Below are 16,374 nucleotides of genomic sequence, written 5' to 3' on the forward strand. Positions count from 1 at the left end.
ATTTGTAATTTGTTTTTTAACATAATATTGATATACTGATAGTAAAGAGGTGAAAAAATGTGTAGGTTAAAAGCTAAAATAATTGTGCCCTCAGTTTTCTTAATTTTAATTAGCTTATTTTTATTTTTTTCAGGAAATCAAGTTAAACTTCCTATAGAAATAAAAGAAAAGGTTAAAGACTATGCCATAGGAAATATCATTGAAGATAATAATGAGTATCTAGTGGTATTGACAGGATCAAGGTGGAAAAAATTCGGTAATGAAATAATTATATTTTCCTTAGAAGATAAGAAGGAAATATATAGGGAGGATTTTTCAGAGTTTAATCCTTGGAAGGTCATAACTGGAGATATAGATGGAGATGGAAAAGATGAAATATCTATTGGAGTGTATAAAAAATCTCCATTTCATCAAGTAATGGCTAAAAGACCATTTATATATTCTTTTGAACATGGAAAATTAGAACCTAAATGGAGAGGGTCAAGACTAGCAAGACCTTTTATTGACTATAACTTTTATGATATAGATGGAGATAATGTTGAGGAAATAATCTCCGTTGAGATACTAGAGAATAATAGAAATGTTATTAATACATATAAATGGAAAGGATTTGGCTTTGAAGGATATCTGGAATCTAAAGATTATGAAAATATAAAGGAGTTGACAATAGAAGATGGAGAAGCACATATTCAAGTTAGAGAAGGAAAAGAGACATATTTAGGGTTGGTAAAACTTAAAGGTAATAATTTAATAATAGAAAGGGAGAATTAAAGTGAAAAGAAATTTATTATATTCAATTATTTCATTTATGCTAATAATATCTATTTTAACTACTGGATGTGTTTCTAAAGAAGTAGGTAAAATTGAGAAAGGAGATTTAACTAATTCGTCAGAAGATAATACAAATGACAAAGAAACTAATATGGAAGTAAACCATGGATTAATAAATATAGAAGTTCCATATGAGCCTTTGAAGTTTGAGGCAAAGGTTAAGCCATATAAAGTAAAAGATGATTTATCTAATATTGAAAATTTAAACATATTCGGTGAATTTTCTAAAGAACAATTAGAGTTTATAGTAAAGAATAATTTTGTGGTAAATCCTAGTAAGAATGAGCAATTATTTTATATTTACGAAGATAATGAATATAAGGATATACCATCCTTTGTCACAACTGACTCAGTTTTGCAGGTATATCATATATTCTATGATTATACACTGCGAACATTGGAGAATGATAAATTATTAGGATTAGTAGAAGAAATGACAGATAGTATGTTAAAAGATTCTATTAGTATCTATAATAAACTAAATGATAAAGAGATGAAGGATATTCAGTTAAAAAATATTGCATTTTTTCTTACTGCACAATTAGCATTAGAAAAAGACATTCCAGAGGGGGTGCCTAGTGATGCAATGAACATGGCTTTGGAAGAACAGGAAAAGATTGATAACCATTTAGGTTTTAATAAGTCAACTATATTTCCATATGATTTAGATTATAGTCAATTTACCATAAGAGGACATTATACTAGGTCAAAGGAATTTGAGAGATATTTCAAGACTATGATGTGGTATGGGCAAGCTCCATTTCCACTATATTTCAAAGAAAAAGAAGAAAGAAATATAGAACAGACTCTACAGGCTCTCTTAATTACCTATAGTTTGTATTCTGATAAAAATGTTTATAATAAATGGGAAAATATATATGAGCCAACTAATTTCTTTGTTGGAAGCTCTGATGATTTAAGTATTTATCAATATGGAGAATTATTATTTAAAATATATGGAAAGACTCCAAATCTAAACAAGCTAAATGACAGAAAAAAATTAGATGAATTCTATAAAGAAGCTGATAAATTACCTGAGCCAAGGGTAAAGGCAAAATATACTACTGTATCTACTCCATCAGGAAAACAATTTAGGCTTATGGGACAGAGATATACATTAGATGCTGAAACAATCCAAGAATTGGTGGAGCCTATAGTTAGACCAATACCTTCAGGATTAGATGTAATGGGAGTATTAGGTTCGGAAAAAGCAAAGGAAATTCAGTTATCTAAAGAAAATCAATTTAGGGAAGATTATCTAAAAGAATTTAATAGGATGAAAGATAAATTTTCAAAACTATCTCATAAGGATTGGACCAGCAATATGTATCAAGGATGGCTTTGGACATTGCTAGGATTCCTTGAACCTTTTGATAAAGGTTATCCATCTTTTATGACCAATGAAGCTTGGATAGATAAAGACTTAAATACAGCATTAGGTTCTTGGGCAGAGTTAAAACATGATACTATTCTCTATGGAAAACAATCTGCTGCAGAATGTGGTGGTGGAGGATCTGAAGAGGTAGTAGGATATGTGGAACCTAATATCGAAGTATATGAAAAACTACTATGGCTAACTAAATTTTCAAGGAAAAACTTATCTGCTAGAAGTTTAACTATAGAAAATATAGATATGAAAATGGAACAATTTGAAGAACTTTTAAGTTTTCTAATAAATTGCTCAGTAAAAGAACTTAGAAATGAAGAATTGACTAGTGATGAATATTTTCAAATTCAAGTTTACGGAGGTATGTTAGAGAGTTTAACAGCTTCTTTCTCTGGAGAGAATTTACGATGGTTTGAGATAACTTCTGAAACAGATAAAAACATGGCAGTAATAGCAGATTTCCATACTATTGCACCAAATCCCCAAAGTGATGAAGGATATATGGAAGCAGGAGTAGGTCCAGCATATGAGATTTATGCAGTGGTGCCTATAGGAGGTAAATTATATCTTACAAGAGGTGCAGTATTTAGTTATCATGAATTTAGTTCAGATGAAAGATTGACAGATGAAAAATGGCAAGAGCTCATAAAAGAAGATAAGCAGCCACCTATGCCTAATTGGACAAATTCTTTTATAAGAGAAGGAAAAGGAGAAATACCTTATCCAGAATATGATGAGTAATTAAAAGCATGCTGAATATCCAGCATGCTTTTAATTTATGTATTCCAAGAGTCTATCCCTATCTGTAATTATAATACTATGACCTTTTAGAAGGATAATTCCTTTAGTTTCCAGTTCTTTAAAGAATCTATTGACAGTTTCCCTAGATGCTCCTACCATATGAGAAATATCAGTTTGATTTATGGGAGCATTGATTAATATATAATCACCTATCTTTTCGCCATAATCCCTAGATAGTTTCCATAATCTAGAGGCTATTCTCTGGCTAGTATTATAACTTCCCAAATTTAGGATTTGACGTTGACTTCTACGGATTATATTTGCTAAGGATTTAAGCATAAGGAGATTAAAATCAAAATCTTCTTTCATTAAATTAAGTAAAATATCTTTATTTATACCAATTAGAGATGAATCGCTGACAACCTTTGCAGTAGTAGCAGTACCCCTTCCATCAATGACACATTGATTTATAAAATCCCCCTTTGAAAGATAATATAAATATTTTTCTTTTCCTTCTATAGATGTTTTGGATAATACTATATATCCGGAAAGAATGAGATAGATTAATGGATTTGGGTCTGATTCTAGATAGATAGTAGTTCCTTTAGCATATTCCAGATAAGAAGAATTATCTAAAAATTTTTCCTTTGTTTTTTCTGAAATGTTTTTCCAAGACTTTAAATTATTTAATTGAATCATAATATCCACCTCCATTATCTATTTTTAATTTATATTATTATTTTATCATAATTGTGATATATTTCACAGTTCATTTACTTTATATAGACTATAATGAGTTAAAGCATCATTATAATTAGCGAGGAGGATACTTAATGGGCTACGAAATAATAAATACTAAATTTAATTTATATCTTGAAAAATGGAGCAAAGATTATGAAGTTTATGGACCTGTTCGAATAACAGGAGGAGGAAGGTTTTCTGATACGGATAATATACGTTATGAGAAAATTACAAATGTGGAGGAAATTGAGTATAAAGAAAAATCCATTTTTTCAGCAAAGGAAGTATTGTTTCCAGTAACAGAAACAATTTTTAATATTCAAGAAGAAAGACTTAGTGAACCTTATTATGAGGAAAAGAAATATATAATTTTTCTTCGTGCATGCGATATTCATGCAATAGATAAAATGGATTATATATTTTTAAAAAATGGAAGTTTTAAAGACCCTTACTATGAAAGAAGAAGAAAAAATACTAAATTTATTTTAATGGGATGCAGTAATAGTTTTGAGAATTGTTTCTGTGTATCCATGGGAACTAATAAAACAGATAATTATTCCATGGCAATTAAGTTTTTTGATGATAAGGTTCATATTGAAGTTAAAGATACTGAATTTAAAGAAGACTTTAAGGGAGAAAGCGAAATTGAATTTATTCCTGAATATGTTTTAGAAAATCATTATAATGTGACAATTCCTGATGCAGAAAAATTGGATTTTTCCTTATTTAATGATGATATGTGGAAGGATTATGAAAATAGATGTATTGCCTGTGGCCGCTGCAATTTTTCATGTCCAACATGCACTTGCTTTACAACAACAGATATTCATTATAAAGAAAATCCAGATAATGGTGAAAGACGTCGTGTATGGGCAGGATGCCAGGTAGACAAATTCACTGATATGGCAGGAGGACATTCCTTTAGGAGAGATTATGGCTCGAGAATGCGTTTCAAGACAATGCATAAAATCTATGATTTCAAGAAACGATTTGGAGAAACAATGTGTGTTGGCTGTGGGCGTTGTGATGATAGATGTCCAGAATATATATCCTTTGCACAATGCATTAATTTAGTTTCTAAAAAGGTTAATGAAGAAAATAAGGAGGAAAAATAATGAATCCATATATGACTTATCCTGCAGAAATAAAGAAAATCCTTAAACATACAGATATTGATTATACATTTTTTGTTGAAAGGATTATGGATGTTAAAGGAGGGCAATTTGTTCAGGTATCTGTTCCTAAATTTGGGGAAGTACCTATTTCCATCAGTGATTTTGATAATGAATTAATAGAGTTAACCATAAGAAAAGTAGGGCATGTAACAGATGCAATTTTTAATAAAAAAGCAGGAGATTTTTTACAGATTCGTGGACCCTATGGTAATAACTTTGAACCAGAAATTCATTTTGGTAAGGATTTAATTATGGTAACAGGTGGAACAGGTCTTGCTCCTGTAAAAAGTGTAATTAATTATTTTCATAAGAATTTAGATAAAATAAATAGCTTTAAGTTAATTAGTGGATTTAAATCTTCTCAAGATATTCTATTTAAAGATTCTTTTAGAGAGTGGGAAAAGAATATGGATATTTGTCTAACTATTGATAAACCAGAAGAAGGTTGGATGGGAAATACAGGATTTGTAACAGAGCATGTATCTAAACTTAATCTTCCTAATATAGAAAATATCAGTGTGATCATGGTGGGACCGCCGCCAATGATGAAGTTTACTGGAATTGAGTTATCAAAACTAGGTATTAAGGATGAACAAATTTGGGTTTCATTTGAAAGAAAAATGTCCTGTGGAATTGGAAAATGCGGACATTGTAAAATTGATGAAACTTATATATGTCTAGAGGGTCCAGTATTTAGATATGATAAGGCTGCTAAATTAATAGATTAAGGAGGAAAATAAATGTTAGACTTAAATACCAAAAAAATTAAAAAGAATGCATTTAGAATTACTAAACAACGAAATAAAACCTCTATACGTATAAGAATTCCTGGAGGGCAGTTACCAGCAGAGGTTATCCCTACATTGTATGAGATTGCCACAAAATACGGAGATGGTAAATTACATATTACCTCAAGACAAGGCTTTGAAATAACTGGAATTGACTTTGTCAATATGGACAAAATTAACGAAATAATAAGCCCAATAATTGAGAAATTAGAACTGCCATATGGAGTTCAAATTGACAATCCAAGAGAAGGATATCCTGCTTCAGGAACGAGAAATATATCTTCATGTATTGGAAATAGAGTCTGTCCTTATGCGAATTACAATACTACAGAGTTTGCAAAAAGAATAGAAGGAGCCATATTTCCCCATGACCATCATTTTAAAATAGCAACTACTGGATGCCCAAATGATTGTGCAAAGGCACATATGCAGGATTTTGGAATTATAGGAATGGCAGGTGTAAGATATGACTCTTACAGATGTGTAGGATGTGAAGCCTGTGTGAAGAACTGTAAGAAACGTGTTGTTGGTGCGTTAAAGATAGTAGATGGAAAGGTAGTAAGAAATGAAGACATTTGTATAGAATGTGGTGAATGTGTTTTGACTTGCCCTATGCAGGCATGGTCAAGAAAAGAAGAAAAACGATATAAATTAGTTATTATGGGTCGAACTGGAAAGAAAGGTCCCCGTTTAGCTCAGACTTTTATAAAAGGAGTTGATGAAGCATCAATTATTAAAATCATTCAAAACACCTATGATTATGTGGATGAATATATTGATCGTACTCTTCCAAAGGAACATGTTGGATATATAGTGGATCGTACAGGATATCAAGAATTTAAAAAATGGGCATTAAAAGATGTGAATTTGCCAAAGGATGCAAAAGTAGCTGAGCATATTTATTGGTAAAATAATAAAAAGAGTAGGGGGATAGATATGAAGAAGGTACAATCAACCTGTAATTATTGTGCATTAGACTGTAATTTAGACTTTTATGTAGAGGACAATCAAATTATAAAAGTTCTTCCAACTAAAGGATATCCAGTTAATAATGGTTTTTCATGCATTAAAGGCCTATCCTTAGATAAGCAACAGACTACAGTGAATTGCTCACCTTTGCCTAAGATAAAACAGCCTGACGGAAGTTTTAAATATGTTTCATGGGAAGAAGGATTTGAATATGTAGCAAATAAATTATTGGAATTACAAGAAAAGTACGGAAAAGAAAGTATTGCTGGGATTAGTACGGGACAACTTACTATGGAGGAATTTGCCATATTTGGCCATGTTATGAGAAATTTCCTCAAAACCAATGTAGATGGCAATACAAGACTTTGTATGGCTACTGCTGTTGTTGCACATAAGCAAAGTTTTGGTTTTGATGCGCCCGGTTTTACTTTAAAGGATATCGAATTGTCCGATAGAATTATTCTAATTGGTGCAAACCCAGTAGTTGCTCATCCAATTCTATGGGGACGTATTTTAAAAAATAAAAATAAAAAATTAATTGTAATTGACCCAAGAAAATCTGAAACGGCTGAGAATGCTGATTATTGGTATGGATTAAAGGGAAAAACTGATTTAGTTTTATTATATACAATTGCCAATATTTTAATTGAAAAAGATTATATTGATAAGGAATATATAGAAAAAAATACAGAAGGATTTGAGGATTTTAAATCCTTTGTAAAGTCCTATACACTGAATAAGGCAGCAAAGATTACAGAATTAAGAGAAGAACAGATTCTAGAACTGGTAGAATTAATTCATAGTGGAGAAAGGGTATCTTTCTGGTGGACAATGGGAGTTAACCAAGGATATGAGGCAGTACGTACTGCACAGGCTATTATCAATCTAGCTTTAATGACTGGAAATATTGGAAGAAAAGGAACAGGGGCTAATTCCATTACAGGACAGTGTAATGCAATGGGTTCTAGGGTCTATAGTAATACTGCATGTTTCTTTGGTGGTGGAGATTTTAACAATACTGATAGAAGAAAACGTATTGCTGAGGTTTTAGGAGTTAAGGATTCGGATTTAGCAGAAAAGCCAACTGCAACATATAATCAGATTATTGAAGGTATCAATGAAGGTAAGATTAAGGGATTGTGGATTCTATGTACTAATCCACGCCATAGCTGGACAAATAATGAAACATTTGCAAAGGCAATTGAGAAACTTGAACTATTTGTAGTTCAGGATATTTATGATGATACAGATAGTGCAAATCATTGTACTGTATTTTTCCCAGCAGTTTCTGGTATAAAAAAGGAAGGGACATATATAAATCTTGAAAGAAGAGTTTCTGCCATGAGACCTTGCTTAGAAAAAGGTGAAAATGAAAAAAATGATTATGAAATTATCTATGGAGTAGGTAAGGCTTTAGGTATGGGTTCTCTTTTAGATAAATGGAAGACCTCTAAGGACTGTTTTGAACTTATGAAGGAGTGTTCTAGGGGAATGCCTTGTGATATAACAGGTATAACATGGGAAGGTCTTGAGAACTCCAATGGTATTCAATGGCCATTTAGAGAAGGGGAAGAATTGAAAGAAGATGAAAGGCGACTTTATGAAGATGGAAGATTTTATACTCCATCAAAAAAAGCAAAGTTTATCTTCGAAGATGTAAGAGAAAATCCACTTCCTACTACAGAAAAATTCCCATATATATTGAATACTGGAAGGGGAACAGTAGGGCAATGGCATACTCAGACTCGTACAAAAGAGGTCCAATTTATTGAAGATGTTAGTATTAAGAAATCATATATTTATATGAATACTAAATTAGCTTCGGAAAATAAAATTAAAGAGAATGATTTAATACGTGTTTATTCTATTAATGGAGAAGATGCAGATTTCTTTGTAAAAATAACGGATAATTTACGATATGAGCAGCTTTATGCACCAATACACTATATTGAATGTAATAAGCTTACTCCTTCACTTTATGATTCATATTCAAAGGAGCCGTCTTATAAAACAACACCAATCTATTTTGAAAAACTCTAAGGAGGTATAGAGATGAAAAGAATAAAGATAGATAGAAATAAATGTATTGGTTGTTTAACTTGTGTTACTGCCTGTGTAGTATCCCATGAAAGTAATGATGCAAGAAATCGTGTTGTAATAGATAGTGAAACAAACGCGGCGCCTATTTTCTGCCGTCATTGTGATTTGCCTGAATGTACTTATACTTGTATGACTGGTGCAATGCATAAAAATTTGGAAACTGGATTTGTGGAATACGATAGTGAACAATGTGCTAGCTGCTATATGTGTATTATGGCCTGTCCTTATGGAGTTCTTAAAAGTGATAGAATCAACCATGAAGTAATTATGAAATGTAATATGTGTGTTCATCGTACTGAGAATGGATTGCTGAAGCCAATGTGTGTTGAAAAATGTCCAATGCATGCAATTACTTTAGAGGAGGTATAGTATGAGATATGTGATTTTAGGTTCATCTGCAGCAGGTATAAATGGTGCAAAAGAGATTAGAAAATTAGATTCCACTGGGGAGATTATCATGATTTCTAAAGATGAGACTATATATTCCAGATGTATACTTCATCATTATATGTCTAAACAGAGGACAATGGATAGGCTTAGGTTTGTAGAAGAGGATTTTTTTAAGTGTTATAGGATTAAATGGATTGGAAGTACAGAGGCAATAGGAGTAGATGCAGAGAAAAAAGAAGTGTATTTATCTAATGGGGAAACTACTAATTATGATAAACTTCTTATTGCAACAGGTTCTAATTCTTTTTTCCCTCCCATTGAAAATATGAATAAGGCTAAAAATGTCTTAGGATTTCGCAATATAAATGATTGTATAGAGATTATGGAGAAGATAGATAAGGTAGATAATATAGCTATAATGGGTGGCGGATTAGTAGGAGTAGATGCTCTCACTGGACTAATAGATACTAAGAAAAATCTATATTTAGTAGAGATGCAGGACAGATTATTATCTATTCAATTAGATAAAAGAGCTGCTAAGACTTATGAAGATGCTTTTCTAGAAAGAGGAGTAAATTTTTATTTTGGAATTGGTGCCGAAAGGTTAAACATTGATGGGGAAGATAATATTAAAAGTCTTACTTTAAGCAATGGGGAAGAAATTCCCTGCGAATTACTTATTGTAACTGCTGGAGTTCGCTCTAATATTGGATTTCTAAAGGACTCTACAATTGAAGTAGATAAAAAGGGTCTCATTATTGATAGAAGTGGAATAACTAATATACCTGATGTCTATGGTGCAGGTGATGTTACTGGTCGAGGACCTATATGGCCTGTTGCAGTAAAGGAAGGAGTTATTGCCGGTAGCAATATGGCTGGAGTCAATAAAGAAATGACGGATTTTTTTACTAGTAAATCTACTATGAATTTTTTTGGCATACCAACTATGTCATTAGGCATAAATGAGCCAGTAGATCATAGCTATCTAGTAGAGATAGAAGATGATAATAAGGGAAATTACAAGAAGATTATTCATAAAGATGGGAAAATACAAGGAGCTATTCTTCAAGGTGATTTATCCTATGCTGGAGTGTTAACACAACTAATTAAAGAGAATATAGATATCTCTAAGGTAAAGAAACCAATTTTTAAAATCGACTACTCGGATTTTTTCAATATTAGAAATAATTTTGAATTTAGTTATGAATAGGGGGATTATTGTGGATAAATCGTTTATAGAAAGATTAGAAAATATGCCAGTTCCTGTTTTACCTACTATGGTTGGAGTTTTAACTTTATCTAATGTATATCAAGGTTTAGGTTTTACTGGAATACGACATGGATTTATGTGGCTTGGAACCTGTATCTGGATTCTTTATCTAATAAAGATTTTGAAATACCCTAAGACATTTCTAAAAGAATATACTACTACAGTTCCAAGTAGTTTATATGCTGGTTTTACAATGGTTATGATGCTTTTAGGCAGTTATTATTTTGCTTTTAATAAATCTTTAGGAAAAGGAATTTGGTTAATTGGATTGAGTCTTCACGTAATTCATATCCTTATATTTACTTATAGAAATATAGTTAAAAATTTTAATAAGGAAACTTTTTTGCCTAGTTGGTTTGTTACTTATAATGGTATTATGGTTTCCGCAGTAGTAGGTGGAGCTATGAATGAGCCATTTATCATTAAGATAGTTGTTTATTATGGTATTGTTGTTTATCTATTACTTTTACCTTTTATACTTAATAGATTGATAAAAGTAGAAGTTAAAGCACCGGTTTATCATACAATGGCAATTTTATTGGCACCGTGTAGTTTATGTTTAGTGAGCTATTTAAATAATATAGAAAATCCAAATTCATATTTAGTATTTGGTCTTTATTTTGCAGTTCTTTGTTCATTGGCTTTTGTAATTTATAAATTGCCAAGGTTCTTTTCCTTTGATTTTGCACCAAGTTATGCAGGAATGACTTTCCCAATGGCAATAGGAATTGTTGCTTCTCTACAAATGTCCAAATTTATAGGAGGACTTGGATATGAGAAATTATCTATTGCTATTAAACAATTAGCTGGATTTCAAATTTATTTAACTACTGCCATAATAGGCTATGTATTAATTCAATTTTTAATAATGTTTTTGGGAAGTAAAAAGAAAATAAGTAAAGAATTAGTATAGTTTGAAATTATATTTTTTATTGCTTAAAATGGAATTCTTAGGTGAATTCCATTTTTTATGTGGAAAGATTACAATGAATGGGATATCCTAAATATATAATTGTATGGTAATTAGAATAAGAGGTGAAGAAATGTATAAGGTATTTGTAGTAGAAGATGATGAAAAAATTTTAAAACTTATTAGAGATAAATTAGAAAGATATAACTATACTGTAGTTACAGTAAAGGACTATTCCAATATAAAAGGAGAATTCATAGAAGAAAACCCACATCTAGTTCTTTTAGATATAAATTTACCTAATTATGATGGGTTCTTTTGGTGTAGGGAACTGAGAAGTATATCTAAGGTACCTATTATATTTATATCAGCTAGATTTTCAGATATGGATCAAGTACTAGCAATAGAAAATGGTGGTGATGATTATATTATAAAACCATTTTCCTTTGATTTATTATTAGCAAAAATAAAAGGAGTAATAAGAAGAACCTATGGAGAATATGCGGGAGATGTTTCTAAAGATATTTATGAAATAGATGGGGTATATTTATATAAAAGCCAATCAACAGTTGAATGGCAAGGGAGAAAAATAGAATTAAGTAAGAAGGAATTTGGGTTATTATATATACTTATGTCGAATATAAATAAAATAGTATCGAGAGAAATTTTATTAGAAGAATTATGGGATGATGTAGAGTTTGTTGATGATAATACTTTATCAGTAAATATTACAAGGCTTAGAAAGAGATTAGAAGATATTGGAATAAAAGACTGTATTCAGACAAAAAGGGGTCAAGGATATTCGATGATAAAGACATGGGATTAGATAAGTTTAGATTGAATCTGACAGGATTGTAAGATATATTTTTCACTTGAAAGGGAAATCAATAGATAACCTCTATTTAATTTTATATAGTATAGTAAGTGGATTAAATAAATTTAAATGCAGTAGTCCTAATTTAAATTTCGTTATATCTAATGACATATTATTTGAGGTTAAGGCAGTAAAGGAGGAAAAGATATGAAAAAGGTATTGATATTTACTGCATCTATAGGTGGTGGTCATAATGAGGCTGCATCTTGTTTAGAAAAAGAGTTTAAAAAACATGGTTTTATAGTGAAAAAATTAGATGCTTTACTGGAAATAAACAAAACCTTGGATGCATTTATAATTGGTTCTTGCAAAGTTTTAGTTAATAATTTTCCTAAATTATACGGAAGTCTATACAGTATTAGCAATAAAGAAAAATCCAATAAGTTAATTACACATTCTTTTTCAAGGATTTCCAGAGAGAAGATTTATGATATAATCTTACGAGAAAATCCTGACTTAATTATATCGACTCATGCCTTTATGGTAGGAGTAATAGGATCTTTGAAGGAAAGGGGACTAATAAATATACCTTTTATTTCAATAGTAACAGACTATGAAGCGCACCGAACTTATATAGATAAAAATGTAGATGCATATATTGCAGGTAGTGATTATACAAGCAGGACATTAATGAAACAAGGAATATCTAGAGATAAGATATATTCATATGGTATACCTATTAAGGAAGAATTTCTAAGAAGATTTAAACCAATTCATTTGAAATCAACTTCATTTCAGATTTTACTTATGGCAGGCAGTTTAGGACTTAAAGGAATGAAAAAGGTATTGAGAAATATTGTTCAAATGGAAGGGGACTATAATATTGTAACAATCTGTGGTAAAAATAGAAAACTACAAGCAAGTATAGAGAAAGAATATATGGAATTAATAGAAAGCAATAAACTTACTGTATATGGATTTACAAATAATATTCCGTTTATTATGGAAAATTCCGATATAATCATAACGAAACCTGGAGGATTGACTATTTCTGAATCAATAGCAAAACAACTACCTATAATTATTCCCTATTATATTCCGGGGCAAGAAAAAGAAAATCTTGAATTTTTGCTTAGAGAGGGACTAGCTATATATGTGCCTGAAGTAGATTCCATTAAAGGCCTTTTAGAATCTATAATGAAAGAGCCAGAAATATTGAATATTATGAAAAAGAACATGGAAGAAAGGTATAATAAGTCTTGTCTTGATAATATTATTTATCTTAGCGAGAATTTAATTGAGAATTGTAACTATAGAATGGAATTAGGATATGGCTCATAATATAGATATATTAATTTTAACAGCTGGTTTTGGATCGGGACATCTTTTAGCTGCTAAGGGAATTAAAGAGAGTATAGAGAAGGCGGATAAAACATTAAACATAGAGATTGAAGATGCTTTTAAGATATCTATACCTAGATTGTCTGATGCTATGTATAGAAGTTATAATATTTTAATAAGGAAAAATACAGGATTATATAATTATTTTCATTATAAAGATAATGAAAAACCAAAAGATAATGCTAAAAAATTTTCAAATAAATATATTATAAATAGATTAAAAAATCATATTATAAATATTAATCCTAAGTTAATTATTTCAACATTTCCAGTAATATCCCAGTATCTTTCAATATTAAAAGATAAAGATGAAATCTCAGTTCCATTGATTACTTGTATTACAGATGTAGTTAATGGATGGGAGTGGATAACAACTAATAGTGATATGTATTTTGTTGCAACAAAACATGTTAAAAATAATATGTTAGATATGGGGATAGAAGATGAAAAGATTACTGTTACAGGTATTCCATTGAGAAAAGAATTTTTAGAGTTGCCAAGACCTATAAATAATATTAAATTGCCGCAAAATAATAAACTTATAATGATTATGGGTGGCGGTATGGGATTAGTTCCAGAGGATGATATGTTTTATCGTTGGATTAATGGAATAAATAATACTAAGACCTTAGTATTGACAGGGAATAATCAGAATCTATATAAATCTATATCTAGATTGGAATTAGAAAATATTATAACTTTTAGATATACCAATGAAGTACCTTCCCTTATGGCACAATCAGATTTGTTAATAAGTAAAGCAGGAGGTATTACTTTATTTGAGGCTATTTCTTCTGATTTACCTTTCATTGCTTATGAGCCAAAATTAGGTCAGGAAATAGAAAATGCTGAGTTTATTTATGAAGAGAAAATAGGCAGTGTAGCTTCAGATATGGAAGAATTAAAAAGGATTATTCTAGAATTAATCAATGATGAAAATAAGATTAATATATATAAAACAAATATAGAAAAAATTAAAGAAAATATAAATATGGACATTTTAGCAGATAAAGCTATTAGTTTATTAAGAGAATGACAAAGAAGGATGATTAAATGAATAGTTATAGAACAATAGGCATATTAGCCCTAGGGGTTTTAACATATATTATTTTAGTTAGTTTTTATTTTAGAAAAATTTCTGCAAAGGTAAGAAGGAAATTTGTTGATTCTAAAGATATATTTTTGACCTTTGATGATGGACCAAATCCAGAGTATACTTTAAAAATATTAGATTTACTTAAAAAATATAAAATTAAAGCTACATTCTTTATAGTGGCACAAAAGGCTGATGAGAACAAAGATATAATATATAGAATTATAGAAGATGGCCATGCATTGGGACTTCATTCTAATAAACATAGTAATCCATGGTTAAGGACTTTTTGGCAGATTAAACAGGATTTCCAAAAATCAATTAAAGTTTTTGAGAAACTAAATTACCCAGTAAGGTACTATAGGGCACCTTGGGGGCTTTTTAATCCATTTACTTATTATTATTCACATAAGTATGGACTTAAGTCTGTGTTGTGGTCAATAATCACCAATGATTGGATGCCTGATACCAATGTGGACAAGATTGTCAACAAGGTTCTTGATAATGTACAAAATGGAGATATAATAGTCCTTCATGATAGTAATCATAAGGCTAATATTGATAATGGAGCACCAAAGAATACCATAGAAGCTTTAAATATAATCTTACCAGTTTTAATAGAAAGAGGATTTCATTTTGGAACTATAGATGAAGGATTTAAGTTTGAAGCAATAGAAAAAGGAGTGCTGGATCATATTGATGAAGGAACTTATCTATCAGGTGCTGATATATGAAGAAGATAGTAAATTATATTATTCTAATATTTTTATTAGGATTAACAGCATGGATATTAATTTCTAATAATGATTTTTCAGAATTTCCTATATTAATAGAGAAAACAAATAAAAGTTTTATATTATTAGCTTTTCTTTGTATGATATTGTTTTGGATATGTGATGCTTTTATAATTCATAAAATGAAGAAAATTCTAAATATTAAAGGAGGATTTGGTTCCTCCTTTAAACTTGCTATGATAGGTCAATATTATGGGGCAATTACTCCATTTGCAACAGGTGGACAGCCCGCGCAGGTATATTTATTAGCAAATGATGGGGTCCAAGTAGGGACTGCTTCTTCATTATTAATAACTAAATTTTTAATATATCAGCTGGTAGTTACATTTTATTCTGCATTTATGTTTATACTAAAATTTAGATTAATATCAGGAGAGGCAAAACTAGCCATTCCTTTCATAATAACTGGATGTTTTTTAAATTTTTCTGCATTGTTAATAATAATGGGATTCTTTTTTAATGAAAGATTATTTAAGAAAATATTTACTAAGATTTTTAACCTTGGGTATAAAATAAAACTGGTAAAGGATATTAAAAATCAAGAGGATAAACTAGATAAGTATCTTATGGATTTCAAAGAAAGTATAGATAGGATGAGAGAAGATAAGAAGAATACTTTCATGTTGATCTTAGCTACATTTATTCAATTAACATTTTATTTTTCAATAACTTATTTTGTATATTTGGCAGTTGGACTTAGGGGTGAACCATATTCTAATATTATTGGAATACAGTCCTTACTTTATATGGCAGTATCTTTTATGCCTACTCCTGGGACCATAGGTGTAGCTGAAGGTGGATTTTATATTTTATATAGTAGTATATTTCCAGATAATACTTTAACCTTTACTATGTTATTGTGGAGATTTATAGACTATTATTTTGGGATTATAGTTGGTGGATTATTTACATTATTTGATTTTATTATTAGAAAAAGTAAGATTAGTCATTCTAAGGCCTAGTAGATGGC

Annotated in this window: 15 protein-coding genes; 14 read left to right on the forward strand and 1 reads right to left on the reverse strand. The window is 30.1% G+C overall.

Features of this window, described 5'->3' with window-relative positions; all coding sequences use genetic code 11:
- Positions 1-57 precede the first annotated feature (57 nt).
- Positions 58-771 (forward strand): hypothetical protein, encoded by a 714-nt coding sequence (locus ABWP20_RS01525; RefSeq protein ID WP_353093050.1) that lies wholly within the window; start codon positions 58-60, stop codon positions 769-771.
- A 1-nt stretch (position 772) separates the two neighbouring features.
- Positions 773-2,959, forward strand: coding sequence for a DUF3160 domain-containing protein (locus tag ABWP20_RS01530; protein ID WP_353093052.1), 2,187 nt, complete (start codon positions 773-775; stop codon positions 2,957-2,959).
- 30 nt (positions 2,960-2,989) lie between these two features.
- Here ABWP20_RS01530 and ABWP20_RS01535 read toward each other — a convergent pair whose 3' ends face one another.
- Positions 2,990-3,658 carry a Crp/Fnr family transcriptional regulator gene (locus tag ABWP20_RS01535; RefSeq protein ID WP_353093054.1) on the reverse strand — a complete coding sequence of 223 codons (669 nt, stop codon included), beginning with the start codon at positions 3,656-3,658 and terminating at the stop codon, positions 2,990-2,992.
- Positions 3,659-3,792: 134 nt separating this feature from the next.
- On the opposite strand from ABWP20_RS01535, the gene asrA reads away from it, so the two are divergent.
- The 12 genes from asrA (at position 3,793) to ABWP20_RS01595 (ending at position 16,366) form a co-directional block, all read left to right on the forward strand.
- Entirely contained in the window at positions 3,793-4,815 is a 1,023-nt protein-coding gene (gene asrA, locus ABWP20_RS01540; protein ID WP_353093056.1) for an anaerobic sulfite reductase subunit AsrA, read from the forward strand.
- Positions 4,815-5,603, forward strand: a complete 789-nt coding sequence (gene asrB / locus ABWP20_RS01545; protein WP_353093057.1) for an anaerobic sulfite reductase subunit AsrB — start codon at positions 4,815-4,817, stop codon at positions 5,601-5,603. Before asrA ends, asrB begins: the two co-directional genes overlap by 1 nt.
- 12 nt (positions 5,604-5,615) lie before the next feature.
- Entirely contained in the window at positions 5,616-6,572 is a 957-nt protein-coding gene (gene asrC, locus ABWP20_RS01550) for a sulfite reductase subunit C (protein WP_353093059.1), read from the forward strand.
- Positions 6,573-6,599: 27 nt separating this feature from the next.
- Entirely contained in the window at positions 6,600-8,672 is a 2,073-nt protein-coding gene (locus ABWP20_RS01555) for a molybdopterin oxidoreductase family protein (RefSeq protein ID WP_353093061.1), read from the forward strand.
- A 12-nt stretch (positions 8,673-8,684) separates the two neighbouring features.
- Positions 8,685-9,101: a 4Fe-4S dicluster domain-containing protein gene (locus ABWP20_RS01560; protein WP_353093063.1), complete on the forward strand. Its 417-nt coding sequence runs from the start codon at positions 8,685-8,687 to the stop codon at positions 9,099-9,101.
- A gap of 1 nt (position 9,102) precedes the next feature.
- Complete coding sequence (locus ABWP20_RS01565) at positions 9,103-10,332, forward strand: NAD(P)/FAD-dependent oxidoreductase (RefSeq protein ID WP_353093064.1); 1,230 nt, start codon at positions 9,103-9,105, stop codon at positions 10,330-10,332.
- Positions 10,333-10,342: 10 nt separating this feature from the next.
- Positions 10,343-11,305 (forward strand): TDT family transporter, encoded by a 963-nt coding sequence (locus ABWP20_RS01570; protein ID WP_353093066.1) that lies wholly within the window; start codon positions 10,343-10,345, stop codon positions 11,303-11,305.
- A gap of 130 nt (positions 11,306-11,435) precedes the next feature.
- Entirely contained in the window at positions 11,436-12,128 is a 693-nt protein-coding gene (locus ABWP20_RS01575; RefSeq protein ID WP_353093068.1) for a response regulator transcription factor, read from the forward strand.
- A gap of 195 nt (positions 12,129-12,323) precedes the next feature.
- Positions 12,324-13,457: an MGDG synthase family glycosyltransferase gene (locus tag ABWP20_RS01580; protein ID WP_353093070.1), complete on the forward strand. Its 1,134-nt coding sequence runs from the start codon at positions 12,324-12,326 to the stop codon at positions 13,455-13,457.
- A complete protein-coding gene (locus ABWP20_RS01585) occupies positions 13,447-14,553 on the forward strand; it encodes an MGDG synthase family glycosyltransferase (RefSeq protein WP_353093072.1) in 1,107 nt (368 codons plus the stop codon). The genes ABWP20_RS01580 and ABWP20_RS01585 overlap by 11 nt, the downstream gene beginning before the upstream one ends.
- Before the next feature lie 17 nt (positions 14,554-14,570).
- Entirely contained in the window at positions 14,571-15,344 is a 774-nt protein-coding gene (locus ABWP20_RS01590) for a polysaccharide deacetylase family protein (protein ID WP_353093074.1), read from the forward strand.
- Positions 15,341-16,366 (forward strand): lysylphosphatidylglycerol synthase transmembrane domain-containing protein, encoded by a 1,026-nt coding sequence (locus tag ABWP20_RS01595; protein WP_353093076.1) that lies wholly within the window; start codon positions 15,341-15,343, stop codon positions 16,364-16,366. The genes ABWP20_RS01590 and ABWP20_RS01595 overlap by 4 nt, the downstream gene beginning before the upstream one ends.
- Positions 16,367-16,374: the final 8 nt, after the last annotated feature.

Source organism: Tissierella praeacuta, from assembly GCF_040396155.1.
GTDB classification, from domain to species: Bacteria; Bacillota; Clostridia; order Tissierellales; family Tissierellaceae; genus Tissierella; species Tissierella praeacuta_A.

Coding starts and splice junctions, on each gene's coding strand:
- ABWP20_RS01525 (WP_353093050.1), top strand. CDS start 58: ATGTGTAGGTTAAAAGCTAAAATAATTGTGCCCTCAGTTTTCTTAATT.
- ABWP20_RS01595 (WP_353093076.1), top strand. CDS start 15,341: ATGAAGAAGATAGTAAATTATATTATTCTAATATTTTTATTAGGATTA.
- asrB (WP_353093057.1), top strand. CDS start 4,815: ATGAATCCATATATGACTTATCCTGCAGAAATAAAGAAAATCCTTAAA.
- ABWP20_RS01565 (WP_353093064.1), top strand. CDS start 9,103: ATGAGATATGTGATTTTAGGTTCATCTGCAGCAGGTATAAATGGTGCA.
- ABWP20_RS01580 (WP_353093070.1), top strand. CDS start 12,324: ATGAAAAAGGTATTGATATTTACTGCATCTATAGGTGGTGGTCATAAT.
- ABWP20_RS01535 (WP_353093054.1), bottom strand. CDS start 3,658: ATGATTCAATTAAATAATTTAAAGTCTTGGAAAAACATTTCAGAAAAA.
- ABWP20_RS01560 (WP_353093063.1), top strand. CDS start 8,685: ATGAAAAGAATAAAGATAGATAGAAATAAATGTATTGGTTGTTTAACT.
- ABWP20_RS01575 (WP_353093068.1), top strand. CDS start 11,436: ATGTATAAGGTATTTGTAGTAGAAGATGATGAAAAAATTTTAAAACTT.
- ABWP20_RS01585 (WP_353093072.1), top strand. CDS start 13,447: ATGGCTCATAATATAGATATATTAATTTTAACAGCTGGTTTTGGATCG.
- asrA (WP_353093056.1), top strand. CDS start 3,793: ATGGGCTACGAAATAATAAATACTAAATTTAATTTATATCTTGAAAAA.
- ABWP20_RS01555 (WP_353093061.1), top strand. CDS start 6,600: ATGAAGAAGGTACAATCAACCTGTAATTATTGTGCATTAGACTGTAAT.
- asrC (WP_353093059.1), top strand. CDS start 5,616: ATGTTAGACTTAAATACCAAAAAAATTAAAAAGAATGCATTTAGAATT.
- ABWP20_RS01590 (WP_353093074.1), top strand. CDS start 14,571: ATGAATAGTTATAGAACAATAGGCATATTAGCCCTAGGGGTTTTAACA.